This window comes from Paenibacillus sp. DS2015, from assembly GCF_050433705.1.
Classification (GTDB): domain Bacteria; phylum Bacillota; class Bacilli; order Paenibacillales; family Paenibacillaceae; genus Paenibacillus_AQ.
On the sequence record NZ_JBNPWS010000004.1, the window covers coordinates 202,694 to 220,547 of the forward strand.

Consider the following 17,854-nt stretch of genomic DNA (forward strand, 5'->3'; position numbering starts at 1 on the left):
ATTCTCACCCAAAGGAGTAGATATTGTTTGCTACAACAATCATTTACAATGATCAATAATCAGCAAATGAACGTTCATGTATACGAATGGCTCCCAGAGAATTCTATACCAGTCAAGGGTATTCTTCAGATTGTTCATGGGATGGCAGAAACAGCGAAGCGTTATGAACGGCTAGCTCTCGCACTTACTGAGATTGGCTATGCAGTCTATGCTCATGACCAACGTGGCCATGGCAGAACAGCTTCAACCGTAGAGCGCTTGGGAGACTGTGGTGTAGATGGATTTAATGGCATGGTACAAGACATTCTAGATCTTAAAGTTGTCATAGAAGATAAATATGGGGATATTCCCCATTTCCTGTTCGGACATAGTATGGGTTCTTTTCTGACACAGTATATTATGGAATGCCATGGTGAGCTATTCTCAGGTTATATTCTATCGGGAAGCAATGGTCCACGTAGTAACCTAGTACTGGGAAAAAGTCTGGCTCAAGTTCTCATGAGAGTTCAAGGTGCATCTCATCATAGTTTACTTATGAATGCCATCATATTTGGTCAATATAATCGTCGCATCTCTCCATTTCGTACGCCATTTGACTGGTTGTCTCGTGATGAGAATGAGGTGGATAAATATATTAACGACCCTTTCTGCGGTAAGGTCAGTACGGCTGAGTTCTTTCGGGATTTCTTCAGCTTGTTACAAGCCATTCAGAAACCCTCAGCCTACGAAAGAATTCCTAAACACAAACCGATCTATATCCTCTCGGGCGATGATGATCCTGTTGGTTTATATGGGAAAGGTGTATCTCGCCTTCACCAAACATACTGTGAGTTAGATATTGTAAATGTGAAGTTCCGTTTATATCCAGGTGGACGACACGAGATGCTGAATGAAATCAATCGAGATGAAGTCACGGCTGACATTATAGATTGGTTAGAGCATCAAGTGAAAAGTTGATCATTTAAACCTACAATCAGCAGCATCAACAAAAAGGCTGCACAGTCCGTAATGGATTGTGCAGCCTTTTTGACTACTATTGTCCTAACAGAAAGTAGGACAATGGATGGGGAAGATCCCTATGGCTGAATCACCCTTGAAGCCATAGTACGGGTAAAGTATCTTGGACGCTGACTCTCATCTTGTTGGTAAAGAACAATCAACAACGTTTGTTGATCGGTTTCGTTAAGTTCAGTACTTTTGAGTGCAGGACTAAGTTCAGTACCTGCAAGCCCCGATTGGATTACCTCTTCTAAATTAAAAGGAAGAATATCTACAACCATATGTTTCTGCAGCTCTCGTTCTTGAAGCTTCATGTCTGCAAATTCCTGTGATACTTCACTTGGACGCTCGATCAGCATCTTGAGATAAGTGTTCCATTCGGCTTTAGATACCCTTGAATCCCACCAGATCTTACGTGGCTTGTATTTGTGATTCATGAAATAATCCAGCTTCATAAGCCCTAAGATAATATCCATACGCTGAACACCGCGATATTCAAGGAATGACTGCAGACGAGTAAACAAATCCTCTAGCTGATGACCAATCTTTTGCCAACCTTGTCCTTCCCAATAATCACCGAAATCCTGAAAGAAATCAAAAGGCGTCGGAAATTCATATTTCATCAAGTACTGCAACGTATGGTCCATCCGATGAGCATTCCAATACTTCTCAAGAACATCTTCAAGCCGCTTCAGATGAATAATATCTGCAAAAGAGAGCTTATGACTACTTAAAATTTCATAAGGCGCATGCTCCATATACGTATATTCATATTTCTCCGCATCGTTTCGAAGTCCTGTCCCTCTGAGCATTTTGAGGAAACCAAGCTGTAATTCTTCCGGTTCCATAGCAAACACATCATTGAATGTTTTGCGGAATGTATCGTAGTCCTCTTCCGGCAACCCTGCAATGAGATCAAGATGTTGATCAATATTACCACTAGCCTTGATCGTAGTCACTGTTCTAGATAATTTCGTGAAATTCTGGCGGCGCTTCACTAATTCATTCGTTGGATCATTGGTAGACTGAACACCAATCTCAAAACGAAATACTCCAGGTGGAGCATTCTCAGCCAAATAATCTAACACCTCTGGCCGCATAATATCAGCAGTAATCTCAAACTGGAATACACAACCTCCATGATTCTCAATGAGGAACTCGAACATTTCCATAGCATAATTACGATTGATATTAAATGTGCGATCTAGGAATTTAATGATTTTAGCACCATTACTAATCAAGTATAGTAGATCAGACTTAACGTGCTCAATATCGTAATATCGTACACCTACCTCAATACTAGAGAGGCAAAATTGACAATTAAAAGGACACCCTCGACTGGTCTCGAAATATACGATGCGTTTACCAAGGTCCGGAATATCCTCTGCGAAACGGTGAGGAGTTGGAAGAGTATTCAAATCAATCGTAGGACGAGAAGGATTAATAACACTTTCTCCCTCTTTGCGATAGGAAGCACCATATACAAAATGGTACTTGCGGTCCCCTTCAATCGTCTGTAGCAAATGGTGGAACGTTTCCTCCCCATCACCCATAACAATATGATCAATGTTCTTAACCCGATCCATCCAATAATCCGTATCATAGGAAACCTCAGGTCCTCCTACGACAATGATTACTTCTGGCATGACCTGTTTGACGATATCGATAACTCTAATGGTCTCTTCGATATTCCAAATATAACAGGAGAACCCGATAACATCAGGCTTTCTCTGATATAGATCGGAGACAATGTTCATCACAGGATCTTTAATCGTATATTCGGCCAGTTCAATATCGAACTCTTTCTCGCTATATGCTTTCAAAAGACGGATAGCCAGCGATGTATGGATATATTTTGCGTTTAAAGTAGACAATACAACTCTCATCTTTCACGACCCTCTTTATTCATAGTCAGTATCTGTGTTTCCCGCATCCTGAGCTTGAAAGAAGTCCATAAATGGTTTCCCGTATTTGCGGAACTTCACTTCACCGACACCTTTGATATGAAGCATTTCACTTTCAGACTGCGGACATACCACACTCATCTCACGAAGTGTAGCATCATTAAAAATAATATAAGAAGGCACATGTTCTTTGCCTGCAAGCTCACGTCGAACAAGTCGCAACTGCTCGAATATGGTTTCATTGACGGCAGATGGAGATTGATCCCGACTACGGGAACGACCACTTCCACTAGTAGTGCCACTTGTTGTCCGTGTCGGTCTAGCGACCCTTTGCATCACTTGACGCTGGCCCTTAAGCACTTCTGCCGCCAATGGCTGTAGTCTTAGAACGGGATATTGCCCTTCAGATAGAGACAAGTATCCATCCGATGCCATCACATTGATAACCTCAGAAATCTCTTTTTCAGTCATATTCGACATGGCTCCATAGGTAGATAAGCTATCAAATCCATACTGTAACACTTTTTTATTACGCGACCCTTTAAGGACTGAGGCTACCATAGATACCCCGAAACGTTCACGCATACGATGGATGCACGAGAATATTTTTTGCGCATTCACCGTCATGTCTACGAGTTCCCTCTCATCTGTACAAGAGCTACAGATGCCACAAGTTGCTCCGTCATGTACTTCGCCAAAATAGTCCAGCATCTCACTCCGAAGACACCGATTCGTATAACAATAATCCAGCATCTGCTGTAGCTTACGATAATCGTTGTGCTTACGCTCAGAATCCTGCTGATTCTGCTCGATCAAGAATTTCTGTGTCATAATGTCCTGTGCACTAAACAGCAGAATGCATTGACTCGGTTCCCCGTCACGCCCTGCACGTCCAGCCTCCTGGATGTATGCTTCCATGTTCTTAGGCATGTTGTAATGAATGACGTATCTAACATTAGACTTATCAATCCCCATACCGAACGCATTGGTAGCTACCATGACTCGGATGTCATCGTATAGAAAAGCTTCTTGATTGTTCGCACGCTCTGTATCACTCATCCCTGCATGATAACGACCTGCAGCGATGCCAGCACCCTGTAGCCGCTGATAAAGATCATCTACATCCTTACGTGTAGCAGAGTATATAATCCCTGACTGATGCGCATGTTCAGCCGTATAGTTCATCGTAAACTCACGCTTATTCTCACCCCTGAGTACAGACATAGCCAGATTATCACGTCCAAGTCCAGTGACAAATACCTGAGGCTCCCTTAAGCGTAGAAGCTTTACTATGTCATCCATGACTTCCGGAGTCGCTGTCGCGGTGAATGCAGCTACAATCGGGCGCTGTGGCAATCCCTCCACAAAGGGAGAGACAGACAAATAACTTGTCCGAAAGTCATGACCCCATTGCGAGACGCAGTGTGCTTCATCAACGGCGACACAGGAAAGAGGAAGGTTCGCCATCTCATCACGGAACCAATCCAGTTCCAAGCGTTCTGGTGCAACATATAAGAGCTTCAAATCTCCCTGTCTAGCAGCTCGAATTCGCTCATTAACTTCCTTACCACTAAGTGTGCTATTGATATAGGCTGCTGAGATTCCTGCTGTTGTTAATGCATCAACCTGATCCTTCATTAAAGAAATCAACGGTGATACGACTAGTGTAAGTCCTGGCAACATCAATGCAGGAATCTGGTAACAGATCGATTTACCTCCACCTGTCGGCATAATTCCAAGGGTATCTTTACTCGAAAGCAGACTGGATACGATATTCCTCTGACCTTCACGAAAATCTGGATATCCGTAATATTTCTGCAGATAACTTTGTGCCCTGTCTATTGTCATTAATTCCATTGTCATTATTACATACTCCTTACTACACCTTTAGATCGGTTTAGCATCTATTTCTATTTATAAGTTTACTGGGCTTTCCGGGATTGAGCAACCTGAGTTCTCATATTAAACTTTCCATATATAGCAATGCATGAACACACATGGTATTATTGGACAGGAAACCAAAGAGGATGGAGAAAATACTGCGATGAAAAATAATCAGCGTCCTAGCCAAGGACATCAATCATATAACAAACCTAATTCAACTAAACGGAAAACAACCCCAGACAAACAAATAAATAAACGTCCCCAAGATAACCGAAGCAAAAATCCAATACCCAATAAACAATATACGGTTAATGAGCAGGCAGAACTTCTGTCCTTCTTACTGAGTCATGTATCTGGTGTAGGCCGAAATTCCATTAAATCTATGCTAGCCCGTGGGCAAATACACGTTAACGATAAAGCGGAAACTGCTTTTAATTTCCCACTTCAACCAGGACACACCGTAACCATCTCTAAAGAAAGAATTATTGAAGAGACGCCACTTGTCGGACTACGTATCATGTATGAGGATGACGATATTATTGTCATTAATAAGGAATCTGGGCTACTATCCATCGCAGCTCAACAAGAGAATGAATTGACAGCCTATCGACAATTAACAACCTATGTACGTGAGAAAAACCCTAACCATCGTATATTTGTAGTGCATCGTCTAGACCGTGACACCTCAGGTGTGATGATGTTTGCTAAGAGTGAGCAGATCCAACAGACACTACAAAATTCATGGCAAGACATGGTCAAAGAACGGACATACGTTGCTCTAGTCGAAGGTAAAATCAAAAAACCAGCAGGAACGATTAAATCATGGTTAAAAGAAAATAGTACATTCAAAATGTATTCCAGTATTCATCCTAACGATGGACAATTAGCGATTACTCATTACAAAGTGGTTCAATCCAATAGCCAGTTCTCGTTACTTGAAGTGAACCTTGAAACGGGCCGTAAGAATCAGATCCGTGTCCATATGCAAGATATTGGACATTCCGTCGTAGGCGACAAGAAATATGGTGCTAAATCTAAAGCCATCGGCAGACTTGGACTACATGCGCAAGTGCTTGCTTTCGAACATCCTACCAAAGGTGAAGTCTTAACTTTCAAAACAGATATTCCTAAAGCCTTTTTACGTACTAGTGCTCCTGTAGATGCGACATAGAACAATATCTTGAATCACGGAATCTCAACATGCTCTTGCAGCATGTGGGGGTTCCTTTTTATTATTCCTTCAGTCATTATTTACAATCCTCATAGGAGCAACTTGCATATACTGAGCTCAGTAGAGGAGGTTAGCCTATGATTTATGCTTTGATGCAACTACTTGGAGGAATCATTCTATCCTGTGGGTGGGTTCCCCAAATTATTCAGATTGTCAGAACAAAGTCTGTTGAAGATTTAAATAAGAAGACGTTTATTTTATTGTTTGTAGGGATCGGCTTAATGGAGGTATACGGGGTCCATCTAGCGTTAGCTGGTGTTGGTTACGCCTTCCTCGTAACAAATACACTGTCTTTATTCCTGATTATGATTATCCTATCACTCATTTGGAAATACAAATAAAAGCACCTCATTATTTCAAAATAAATATAAGAAATAATGAAAATGTTCTTGATTTTCTCATTATACCGAGTATAATACTTGGTATAACCCAAATGAAGGAGACTATTAATCATGATAATGACACCAACTTTATATACTAGCGTGTGGACAGATGATTATTTGGATCTTCTAAATTACGCTAAGCAAGTAGGAGATCTAGCATGGCAAGAGGAAATTATTAACAAGCTGGCGACAACTACCGAAGAAACGATACACTCCCTCATTCTGGATGAGGAGAAGAACGTATTGTGGAGGAAATTTGATGCCATTAATGACGAACTTCTTGAACTATATGCAAGAATGGAACATTCAAACGACGATAATGAGAAATTACGTCTGTCGGAGAAAATGTGGGATTTGAAGCTTCAGCGGATTAATATTCATCATCATATTAGCGAAATAAGAAACACTCTAACATAAACAAAAAAGGCATGCAGTTGTCTGCTCTGCCAAGACCAAATATAGGTTACTAATGAATTTAAGGGATTCATTAAGTAACTATTACGAACTCTGACGGTTGATTAGTTCGTTTGCATCATTTCACGCATCGACTTCATCATCATTGTCATCATTTCATCACAGTCTTGCATCTTTGTCATCATCATGTTCATATCCATGTCCTTCATGCTCATGTTGGACATCTTTTCCATACACATCTTCATGTTCTTCATCTTGCACATCATTTCTTCCATACACATTTCCATCATCATCATTTCCATTATAAGTTCCTCCCCTCCATATAAAATATAGTTTCTATCCCTTTATAAAAATACTATATTTTCCAAAAATAAACAAGCTATAATATTATTTCTGTTTTTATATGAGAAACATTATCAATTAGGATGAGGATATGATACAATAGATTTCGAATCCACTAAAGAAGGAGTCGAACATATGGTCACTGCCACAACGAAATATGCTACTTTGCAGATTGATGATTACTTAGACCTTTTAAATTTCGCTAAAAAGATAGATGATGTCAAATGGCAAAAAGAAATCATACGTAAGCTTCAAAGAATGAATCATTCTTCCTCTCACCATGTATATGAGTGTAACTAACATAAATAAACGTTCGACATTTATGGTGTCAGCCGTTCATGCAGAAAACCTCCTAAGATTAGGAGGTTTTTCTGCATAGAGGACAAACTTGCCTTAAAGCTTACAAAATAAGTTTATTCTTTACCGTATTGGACATCGCCTTGCCAATTTAACATACCGCCAGTCATATTAATCACTTCATACCCTAGCTCAGCAAGGTATTCACAGGCTCTTCCACTACGTCCTCCACTTCTACATACAATGACTGTGTTCTGATCCAGATCAATTTCCTTATAACGCTCAGGAAGTGTCCCCAAAGGAATATGCTTAGCCTCAGCAATATGTCCTGCTTCCCATTCTTCATCTTCACGAACATCAATGATCGTAATCTCTCCTAGTGCAAGTTTTTCTTGAACCTCTGAAGGCTCCAATTCTTGTATTGGCATCTCGTTCATCCTATATAACACTCCTCTGATTATTTATATTCTGCAATATTCTCCTATTGTAAATCAGCGCCATGTATATGTAAAATAAGCAGGCCTACACGGCCTGCTTCAATAAAGATATAGCAACACATCAAAAGTGTAATTAACCTTCTAGCAGTAACTTTTCTGGATCTTCTAGCATTTCTTTGATTGCAACCAAGAAACGTACGGCCTCGCTACCATCTACAATACGATGATCATAAGAAAGTGCAATGTACATCATAGGACGATTTGCCATTCTTTCTTCATCAATAGCAATCGGACGTAGTTGAATCTTGTGCATGCCCAGAATACCTACTTGAGGTGTATTGAGAATGGGGGTAGATAACAGAGAACCAAACACTCCTCCGTTAGTTATCGTGAAAGTCCCCCCCTGTAACTCAGAGATAGCAAGGGAATTGTTACGAGCCTTACCCGCCAGATCAACGATTTGCTTCTCAATGTCAGCAAATCCAAGACGATCTGCATCACGGACTACAGGAACAACTAATCCTTCTTTCGCAGAGACTGCAATGCCAATATCATAGTATTTCTTGACAATAATATCTTCACCATCAATTTCAGCGTTAAGGAGTGGGAAGGCTTTGAGTGCTCCAACAACAGCTTTTGTAAAGAATGACATGAAACCAAGACTTACATCATGCTTATCCTGGAAAGCCTGCTTACGCCGCTTCCGGAGATCAAGTATGGCGGTCATGTCCACTTCATTAAATGTCGTAAGCATCGCCGCTGTTCTTTGAGCTTCTACCAGACGTTTAGCTATCGTCACACGACGCCGAGACATCCGTTGTCTCTCCGATGGTTTGTCTCCCCCTGTCACGCTAACCGATGGCGAGCTAACAGGTGCCTTAGCCAAAGATGTGGCCTTATTATTTCCTTGCCCAGCCACACTAGCCTTTGAAGCTTCAAGTGGCTTATCTGAGAAATTACGAACATTCTCTTGATAGATCCGTCCCTTAGTATCTCGGTCCTGTACTTGATCTAGATCAATGCCTCGTTCTCTAGCTAACTTTCTAGCGGAAGGCGAAGCTGCTAGGAAGGTTCCATTATCACTAGAAGGCGATGCCTCTTCGCGGTTCGCTGGGCTACTCTGAGAAGGCGATGTCTCCACCGGCGGAACGACTTGCTGTTGAGTCTGTTGTTTCTCCTTAGACTCAGCAGCGTTATTCTTCACAGATGTATTATTAGACGCTTCCCCACCGGATTGAATTCTACCGATAACTTCTCCAATCAGGACTGTGTCTCCTTCTTGTCTAAGAATTTTCTCAACTACACCGTCATGTTCAGCACTAATTTCAAGATTAACTTTATCCGTTTCAAGTTCTAGGAGGACATCTCCCTGGGTAACTGAATTACCTTCCTCAACATGCCATTTAAATATCGTTCCCTCAGTAATAGACTCACCCATTGCAGGTACTATAATTTCATTCAAATCAGCTACCTCCTCATCGAAATATTGGTATTAACTATGATTGGACGGAGTGCCGATGAAATAATCTGTTGCTGTTCATAGGCATGAACCTTCTGATAACCACTTGCGGTACTTGCTCTTTCTGGTCGACCATTATACTGAATAGGAGTTCCTTCTTTAGCAATTTCACGAATTCGTGGTTCAATATAACGCCAAGCTCCCATATTCTTCGGCTCTTCTTGAACCCACACAATTTCTTTCAATTGCGGGAACCTGTTAATTATACCCTTGAGCTCAATATCTGGGAATGGATAGAGCTGTTCTACTCTCGCAACATGTAACCATTCTGGCCGCTTATTCTCACCCTGATCCAACGCTTCTTCCAGTTCTACAGCTATTTTACCTGAACATAAGATTAATCGTTCTACTAACTCAGGTTTGCTAGCAAGTCCCGGCTGTTCAACGACAGGATGAAAGGATCCTGTACTTAAGTCAGTTGGAGATGAAGCTACTCTTGGATTACGAATGAGACTCTTAGGAGACATAATAACTAATGGACGAGCTAGTTCCGTCTCGGTAGATGCTGCTTGACGACGCAGCAAATGGAAATACTGTGAGGCGCTAGTCAGATTAGCTACTGTCCAGTTATCCTCTCCTGCCAGTTGTAGGAAACGTTCTAACCTTGCACTTGAATGCTCTGGACCTTGTCCTTCATATCCATGTGGCAGTAACATAACTAGACTTGATTTCTGTGTCCATTTCGTACGTCCAGCAGATATGAATTGATCCATGAGCACTTGGGCACAGTTGGAGAAATCTCCATACTGGGCTTCCCAGATCACTAACGTCTCAGGTGAATATACATTGTATCCATACTCAAATCCTAGTACTGAAGCTTCAGAGAGTGGACTGTTATGAATAGCAAATGAAGCCTTCGCTTCTGGAAGTATATGAAGCGGACAATAAGTTGCACCTGAAGTTGGATCATGTAGAACTAGATTACGATGAGCAAAGGTGGCTCGTTCTGCATCCTGACCACTAATACGAATCGGTTGGCCGTCTGCCAATATCGTGGCAAAAGCCAACGTCTCAGCGAGTCCCCAATCTACTTTTTCACCCTCATTTAGAGCCGTTTCACGGCGCTCCAGAATCCGCTGCAACTTCGGATATACATTGAAACCTTCAGGACGTTGTAACAATCCCTTGTTAATCTTACGTAATTTATCGAGCGGTACCGCTGTAACTACTTTTTCTTCCTCCGAAGGCACTAACACAGCAAATGACTGATGCTTCGCTTCTTGCGTTTCATTATTCTTAATTTCATCATAAGCAGCCTTCAAACGATCTATTACACCCTGCTTTAACTGTTCAGTTTGGTCTTCACTCAAATAACCTTCCAACTGAAGTCTAGTTGCATATAGACTACTTACACGTTGATGATTCTTCACTTTTTGATAAGTTAAAGGTTGTGTAGTTTCGGGATCATCTGTTTCGTTATGACCATATCTTCGATACCCTACAAGATCAATCACGAAGTCTTTTTTGAAACGATTACGATAGTCACTAGCCAAGCGCATCGCGGCGATACATGCTTCGGGATCATCGGCATTAACGTGCACAATTGGAATTTCATATCCTTTAGCTAAATCACTTGCGTAATGTGTTGAACGTGAATCCTTACTTTCGGTAGTAAACCCGAGATTATTATTCACAATAATATGAATCGTACCACCATTCTGATATCCTGGTAGTTTCGTAAAGTTTAAGGTTTCGGCTACAATGCCTTCTCCTGGGAACGCCGCATCACCATGAATGAGTACAGTCGCTGCTTTATTCACATCTTGTTGCGGATAACCAGGTTGTCCCCGATCTTCTTGTGCTGCCCTTGCAAATCCCTCAACGACAGGGTTCACAAATTCCAAGTGACTTGGATTATTAGCTAGAGTAATACGTGCCTCTAGCTCATTTCCTTCCTTCATCAAACGTTTAGCTCCTAAATGATACTTCACATCGCCAGTCCAACCATAATTAATACCTGTTGAACCTTCGGATGGAATTAACTTCTTATTCGGAGAATGATGAAATTCAGAGAAAATTTTATTATAGGGTTTGCCTAACACGTGAGCTAATACATTCAGACGCCCACGATGCGCCATACCCATCAGGATATGTTTAGCACCGCCATCAATCATGGCGTGAATCATCTCATCAAGCATAGGAACGAGTACATCATTTCCCTCAATAGAGAATCGCTTCTGTCCAACAAAAGTACGGTGTAGAAATTCTTCAAATTGTTCCACTTCATACAAGCGCTCAAGCAGCGAAGCACGCTCCTCAGAGGTTAAAGAAGATGAAGCCGCTTCTGCTTGATTATTCAACCAGTGCCGTTCTTGCACTTCATGTACGTGACTAAATTCATAGGCAATGGTACCTGTATATAACTGGCGTAAGCGAAGGATCGCATCCCATCCAGTCAACACATCATCTGGTGCATACTCCCAAATTAAGGAAGATGGAAACGCTTTTAAATCTTCTTTTGTAAGATTGTATTGCTCAGGTTCAAGCAACCTTGTATCGGAAGCGGGTATGAGACCGAGTGGATCGATATCTGCTGCTAGATGTCCATATGTTCGAATATTCCATACGAGCTTGCCAGCGTCTACCCCTTTCTTCAACAAATTCCGATCCCAAGAAATTCTTTCTGTTGGTACTTTAGGTGTAGGCTCCAAGTCAGCAATACTAGGAGGAGCACCCCAAAGACTGAATAAGTGTATGAATGTCTCATCCACAGTCTGTGGATCACTCATATACCGTTCATATTGTTCTTGTACGTAACCTAGATTGGGACCGTAATACGTCTGCCAGGGGTCGCTTGTGTTATGCTCATTGGTTATCATTATCGGATATACCTCCGTCTTGATTTTATAATAGGTCACACTTGGACGGAAATTGTAAAGAAGTTGCTTCTCTACTCATTATAAACAAAAGAATGCAATAGCTAAAATAACCATTTAGTATAGTTATGATCTAAAAAACAGATCGATCACACTAGTACATCAATATGCTATCCACAAACTTACGTCCAATTCATCCGCAGTCGGCGTGTCTTGGCCAATAGTGAGTTCACCATTATTTTATTTAGTCATTAGGTCTTGGTGTCGGTGTCATCATTGCATAGCTTCTAGCGCACGTAAATTCAAAGATGCGAGCCAGATTACAGCTTCACCTCTCTCTTTAACCTTATATTTGGAATTAGGCTCAGTCTAGTGTGTATACTCAGCCGCGACTTCCTATTATCATTCTACCATATCCCGACTTTATTTAAAGAGTATACCGAAGTCTATATGATGCTCGTGAGCGGATCACTGTTTCTTGAAGCATGTAACTTATATAAATAGATGTGGATTTCCTGAGATGGGCACTCGGAATTACTGCTTTATCGATTATAGCGATCTCTTCCTACCGTGATGAAATCATCTCCTTATTTACAAATGATCTTAGGGCTCAAAACCAAAATCAGCGGTTGACACTAGAATGTAGTAGAAACAGCGTTCCGTTTTGGAGGATGTTACCCTCACTGTTAAAGGAAGCTTTCTTGAATTGGATTGAATTAGGTAGAAATCCTCCTTTAAAGGTGAACGCTCCGCTTGTCCACATTCCTCCAAAACTCCTCTGAGGTCTTCTCTCTGTCAACCACTAATTTTTAAATTGAGGCGATCTTAGTATTATCAATTTAGGAGCATCTATTCTCCTCAAAGACCCGTTCCTATTATCTAGCTATTAAGGATATGGCGTGCTAGGAGTCTGGATTGCACACCCATCTGATGAATGGACAGGTATCTTTCATTATTATCGTTGGAGAGGGAGCAAGTGGCAGACCACAACATTGTTGTCACCTGCCGAGCTATAGCAGAGACCGTCCTAGGGTAATCCAATGCCTATGGTGAATTATGTTTACTCTATGAAAAAGGAACCCCTCTAATTCTTAGGGGAGCCCCTTTCTTATGGAATAGAAGTTAATTATTAATTAGTAACTTCATCAAAAATATATCGATCGAAACGCTCAGCGTTATGTAAAGCACTCCATACATCCGCTGTTTCGGCACTTGTCCACCAATATGCGAATCCTGCTATATTACGCTCTAATCCCATTTGATATTTGAGGGTAAGTGAACGACTTTCCTCAAACCAGATCTGGTGCTGTACTAAATTCTGTTGATAGTTAACTATATATTGTTGAATCGTCTTATTCCATACTGGCTTCAAACGATAAGTTGTGACTCTCCCCACTTGTTCTCCAAGTGTAATATCCGTAGATCGTATAGTCGCTCCTTTACTGCTTACTTCCCAATCCCTACTATAGAACGGAACCGCGAGTATTATCTTATTTGGCGATACCTGCTTTAAAAGAGATTCAAGTCCGCCAGTAATCCATGGAAGTGATGATACCGATCCCGGATTAGGTGCTCCTGACCAATGCTGGTCATAGCCCATTAGTATGACATAATCAGCCGCTTTTCCCAACGCAGCATAGTCAAATACTTCTGTCCAATCCGTTCCCAGATCAGGAGAGACATTAACCGACAGCGATATACCCACTGCATCAAGCTTATTCTCTAATGTAGATATAAATGTCGTAAAATCGGCCTTATCTTGACCTGACACATTCTCAAAATCGATATTCAGTCCATCTAAGTTATTATCCTTTGCAATTTGGGTCAATTTCGCAATCACTTTGGAACGCTTGGTAGAATCAGATAATACATTATGAGATGCGACAGCATCTGAATAATTACCTACCATAGCCCATACTTGCTTACTATTCTTATGGGCCCATGTCACAAGTGAACCATCCACAGAATCCTTAACGGAGCCGTCATTCTTAACGAAAAGCCAACGTGGTGATAACGTATTAATGTTGGAGGAGAGAATCGACTGTTTATACTCCTCTGTTGTTTGTCCGTATTGCCAACCTAATTGGATACTTGTTTGTTTATATGACTCAATTGACTTCATCCAGCTCTTCTGCTGTATGATTTTGTATATCAACGTGGCTGTTTCCTGTCTTGTAAGTAGATTCTTAGCATGGAATAAGCCTTGCGATCCATTCATCATGCCTAGCTTATGAAGGCTCTGAACTGCATTTTTTGCCCATGAGGAAATATCCTGATCATCCCTAAATACCGTTGTACTACCCTTCCCTGTACCCTTTAACTTCAACGCTCTCATCAGCATGACCGCTGCTTCTTCACGAGTAATCGGTTGGTTAGGCTCAAATGTCGAGCTACTCTTACCCTCTGTAAGTCCAAGCAAATACCCAGCCTCAACCCAGCCATAATACCAACTACTCTTGCCTACATCCTTAAATGAGGGGATCGTGGAATTGACTTCTTTCAAAGCTAATAGACGTTCCAACACGGTGATCCATTCAGCGCGAGTAATAGCTTGGGTAGGTTGGAATGTAGTCGCATCGGTTCCCTTCATCAGGCCCTTGCTAGAGACTGCAAGTATGGCACTCTTAGCATAGCTATCTGCAATATCGGTAAATGAATTACTTGATTTGGCTACCACAGGTAGCTGTAGAACGTTAACCATAAATAATATAATACAACAACTCAACGTAACTCTAGCGAACTTGTTCACAATTATCCTCATTCCATATATAAGGTCTACAACCTCCTCATGCTACCAAAAGAATGGATACCCCACATCATTAAGATATTGGTATGATAGGATATTAAAGGATAATTAGATAAAGTATCCATATTATGATAAGGTCAATTCAACAATGTATTTCAACTTATTCATCTGAAATGAGGAGAGATCACTATGTTCCACTCTTTTTTCGACTATGGCCATACTGCACGTTTCCAAATGTTCTCTATGGTTCATTGGTTTGTTGTGAGTATATTTATAACTTTATTAGTTTTACTGTTTGTTTCCAAGCGATTTATTAAAAGGAGTCCCCGAGTAAAAGCAGTGATTCGGTGGTCGATTGTGATTATTCTGATCATGTCAGAGGTCACTCTAAATCTTTGGTATCTTGGACAAGGAATATGGAATATGAAGAACAGCCTTCCCCTTGAATTATGTAGTATCTCCTTACTTCTTGCCATTGCGATGCTATTAACACGTAATCGATTACTCTACCAGATTGTATTCTTTGCTGGAATCGCGGGCGCTGTTCAAGCCTTACTCACACCTAGTCTAGACTATTCCTATCCGCACTTCCGGTTCATCCAATTCTTCGTCGCACATATTGCCATTATTGTGGCTGCACTGTACATGACGTGGATTGAGAACTATAAACCAACTTGGAAGTCTATTGGAATAACAATGATTGCACTAAATATACTTGCCCTACTCGTTGGAGTAATCAACTACTTTACTGGATCTAATTATATGTTTTTAATGCATAAACCATCTTCTTCTTCTATTCTTGATTTACTTGGGCCCCATCCTTACTATTTAATAGCCGAGGAGCTTATCGCACTGCTGACATTTGTCATCCTACACCTAGCCTTCTTTGTAATCCCTGACTTATTCAAGAAAGAGTCCTCAACAACAACCGTTGGTAATCATGAATTGCGTGGATAAACAGACTGCAATGATGTCAGAGTGGCAGTGGATTGTTATTTGCCAATGACATAATAAATAGGTCGAAAATAATAAAAAAACAAAAACAGTAGGCCAAGGATATTACCACCTCGCCTACTGTTTTTGGTATTAAAATCGTACCTCTTCGTACCTCTTTTAGACCATTATGAGCCATTCACATTCAATCTTTATTGGCGTTCAATCAATAAATATTGATCCTCAGCATTCCACTTATAGGTTGCTCCTAAAGCCTCTGTAATGAAGCGCATAGGTACAAAAGCCTCCCCTTTAACAACAGTAACAGGTTGAACCAGTGTAACGGCTTCACCATTCACGGTCGCCTGTTTCGAGTTATGCTTAAGAACGATGGTTGATCCCGTCAAATCCTCGGTTATGGTAGTCGTCTTAGATACTCCGTCCCACTCTAATTGTGCATCCAATTGTTCAGCAACATATCTGAGAGGTACCATCATTGTATTGTTCTTACTAAATGGTATTGGATACGGAGTATAATAATCTTCTTCATCTTCGTACTTTATCGTATTTAGGGTAAAGGACTTCTCACTTATGTTCATGTTGTCTTGTAGTATATGGTATGAATCAGACTGCTGATCAAAGTTACGTAGAAACTCTCCTGGTGTCAAATCGATCATATTATTCAAGTCTAAATCCATTACTCCATGACTAGTATCCACCTTATTCACGGTAACGGGTTTATTCACATTCCAGATTTCACTTGTAGAATGGATCTTCAATTGTTTCAGTGGCATATCTTCGATATCAGGCATCTGCACCGTTAAATCCATATTCTGCTTACGAATATGCAATTGGCTATCCACCATAACATCCACTGAGAGTACCGTATCTTTGCCTAATATCTCATTCAGTTCTGGCGTCTCTGTAAACATTTCTTCGACATCCTTATCATAATCTACAAGGAGTTCATTCAGAGATTTCTGTAACTGGTTAATTAAGTAAATCACGGTAGCTTCCTTATCTTCAATGATACTCTCTAAAGTACCAAACGTAGCTGATTCTTTGATTTCATTATAATATCCATCGAAATCAGATCCATCGTAATCTTCATTATATTCTTCTTCATTATATTCTTCATCATCATAATCTTCATCATTGTAATCCTTATCCACTGGAATCAAGGCTTCAATAATTGGATAGTATACATCATACATTGTACCAATTAGCTCTTTGACGCCTTCCTTATCCTTAGACACACTGGTCAGGAATGACTTCACTAGTCCTACTAATTCATCCCCTTGAATATCCAGATGTAACTTTTGAAGACTAACCTCTTCGCCATTTACTTTTTCACTTACAGGAGTGAGTGAGATGTTAGCTGGATTAGGTGCATTATTGAAGAAGAACTTACTTACATCTTTCATAAATGAGAGCGATTCATCATTAGATAATTGTAGCTCAGATAAAGCTTCATCCTCTAAACCCTCTAGTGAAATGAATAGTGGCTTCTTAGCTCCCTCAAGCCATATCGTGATTGTCTTATCATCGACAGAGAGGTGAAAAGGAACCTTTTTACCATCTAAACTAATAGCACCTTCAACAGAAGCTGTCGTTGAATCCTGCGTAATTGCATGATCAATACGGATAGAGAATGAATTTAGTAAATCAATCATTTCTTTGTCTTCTGCACTTAGAGCCGAACTCGAAGGTATAAGCTCAAGTGAAAATGTTTGCTTAGATTCTGATGATATCACTGAAAGTCTGTCTACCATCATCTTGTTTATATTCAATCCCCCAATGGCCTGACACCCTGTTAGTACAACTAACAAGAATACAATGGATATGACCAAACTCTTCTTAAATCTCTTCATCACATTCCCTCCCCAAATAGACATTTGAAATGTCTAACTCTAATTATGCCAGTGGGTTCAGGTCGTTGTAAAGGTAAT

At 40.7% G+C, this 17,854-nt stretch carries 14 protein-coding genes; 6 read left to right on the forward strand and 8 right to left on the reverse strand.

What is annotated here, in order from left to right; translation table 11 throughout:
- Nucleotides 1–27: 27 nt before the first annotated feature.
- Entirely contained in the window at nt 28–957 is a 930-nt protein-coding gene (locus J2T13_RS06005) for an alpha/beta fold hydrolase (RefSeq protein WP_429369292.1), read from the forward strand.
- A 119-nt stretch (nt 958–1,076) separates the two neighbouring features.
- Here the strand turns inward: J2T13_RS06005 and J2T13_RS06010 are convergent, their stop codons facing one another.
- A complete protein-coding gene (locus J2T13_RS06010; RefSeq protein WP_429369294.1) occupies nt 1,077–2,885 on the reverse strand; it encodes a B12-binding domain-containing radical SAM protein in 1,809 nt (602 codons plus the stop codon).
- 15 nt (nt 2,886–2,900) lie between these two features.
- Nucleotides 2,901–4,766 (reverse strand): DNA helicase RecQ, encoded by a 1,866-nt coding sequence (gene recQ / locus J2T13_RS06015; RefSeq protein ID WP_429369296.1) that lies wholly within the window; start codon nt 4,764–4,766, stop codon nt 2,901–2,903.
- Nucleotides 4,767–4,947: 181 nt separating this feature from the next.
- On the opposite strand from recQ, the gene J2T13_RS06020 reads away from it, so the two are divergent.
- From J2T13_RS06020 to J2T13_RS06030, 3 genes are all read left to right on the forward strand, one after another.
- Nucleotides 4,948–5,958, forward strand: coding sequence for an RluA family pseudouridine synthase (locus J2T13_RS06020; RefSeq protein WP_429369449.1), 1,011 nt, complete (start codon nt 4,948–4,950; stop codon nt 5,956–5,958).
- 137 nt (nt 5,959–6,095) lie between these two features.
- Entirely contained in the window at nt 6,096–6,359 is a 264-nt protein-coding gene (locus J2T13_RS06025) for a SemiSWEET family sugar transporter (protein WP_429369298.1), read from the forward strand.
- A gap of 111 nt (nt 6,360–6,470) precedes the next feature.
- The gene (locus J2T13_RS06030) at nt 6,471–6,818 is read left to right on the forward strand and encodes a hypothetical protein (protein WP_429369300.1); all 348 of its coding nucleotides are present in this window, start codon (nt 6,471–6,473) and stop codon (nt 6,816–6,818) included.
- A 101-nt stretch (nt 6,819–6,919) separates the two neighbouring features.
- On the opposite strand, the gene J2T13_RS06035 is transcribed toward J2T13_RS06030, so the two are convergent.
- Complete coding sequence (locus J2T13_RS06035; protein ID WP_429369302.1) at nt 6,920–7,117, reverse strand: hypothetical protein; 198 nt, start codon at nt 7,115–7,117, stop codon at nt 6,920–6,922.
- A gap of 175 nt (nt 7,118–7,292) precedes the next feature.
- Between J2T13_RS06035 and J2T13_RS06040 the strand changes: the two genes are divergently transcribed.
- Nucleotides 7,293–7,457 (forward strand): hypothetical protein, encoded by a 165-nt coding sequence (locus J2T13_RS06040; RefSeq protein WP_429369304.1) that lies wholly within the window; start codon nt 7,293–7,295, stop codon nt 7,455–7,457.
- Between the two features lie 113 nt (nt 7,458–7,570).
- On the opposite strand, the gene J2T13_RS06045 is transcribed toward J2T13_RS06040, so the two are convergent.
- The 4 genes from J2T13_RS06045 to J2T13_RS06060 form a co-directional block, all read right to left on the reverse strand.
- On the reverse strand, nt 7,571–7,891 hold the full coding sequence (locus J2T13_RS06045; protein WP_429369305.1) for a rhodanese-like domain-containing protein: 321 nt from the start codon (nt 7,889–7,891) through the stop codon (nt 7,571–7,573).
- Between the two features lie 133 nt (nt 7,892–8,024).
- Nucleotides 8,025–9,353: a 2-oxoglutarate dehydrogenase complex dihydrolipoyllysine-residue succinyltransferase gene (gene odhB, locus J2T13_RS06050; RefSeq protein ID WP_429369307.1), complete on the reverse strand. Its 1,329-nt coding sequence runs from the start codon at nt 9,351–9,353 to the stop codon at nt 8,025–8,027.
- A gap of 5 nt (nt 9,354–9,358) precedes the next feature.
- Nucleotides 9,359–12,229, reverse strand: coding sequence for a 2-oxoglutarate dehydrogenase E1 component (locus J2T13_RS06055; protein WP_429369309.1), 2,871 nt, complete (start codon nt 12,227–12,229; stop codon nt 9,359–9,361).
- A 1,126-nt stretch (nt 12,230–13,355) separates the two neighbouring features.
- Nucleotides 13,356–14,975 carry an S-layer homology domain-containing protein gene (locus J2T13_RS06060; protein WP_429369311.1) on the reverse strand — a complete coding sequence of 540 codons (1,620 nt, stop codon included), beginning with the start codon at nt 14,973–14,975 and terminating at the stop codon, nt 13,356–13,358.
- A gap of 186 nt (nt 14,976–15,161) precedes the next feature.
- On the opposite strand from J2T13_RS06060, the gene J2T13_RS06065 reads away from it, so the two are divergent.
- A complete protein-coding gene (locus J2T13_RS06065) occupies nt 15,162–15,929 on the forward strand; it encodes a TIGR02206 family membrane protein (protein WP_429369313.1) in 768 nt (255 codons plus the stop codon).
- A 188-nt stretch (nt 15,930–16,117) separates the two neighbouring features.
- Here the strand turns inward: J2T13_RS06065 and J2T13_RS06070 are convergent, their stop codons facing one another.
- Entirely contained in the window at nt 16,118–17,776 is a 1,659-nt protein-coding gene (locus tag J2T13_RS06070) for a copper amine oxidase N-terminal domain-containing protein (RefSeq protein ID WP_429369315.1), read from the reverse strand.
- Nucleotides 17,777–17,854 lie beyond the last annotated feature (78 nt).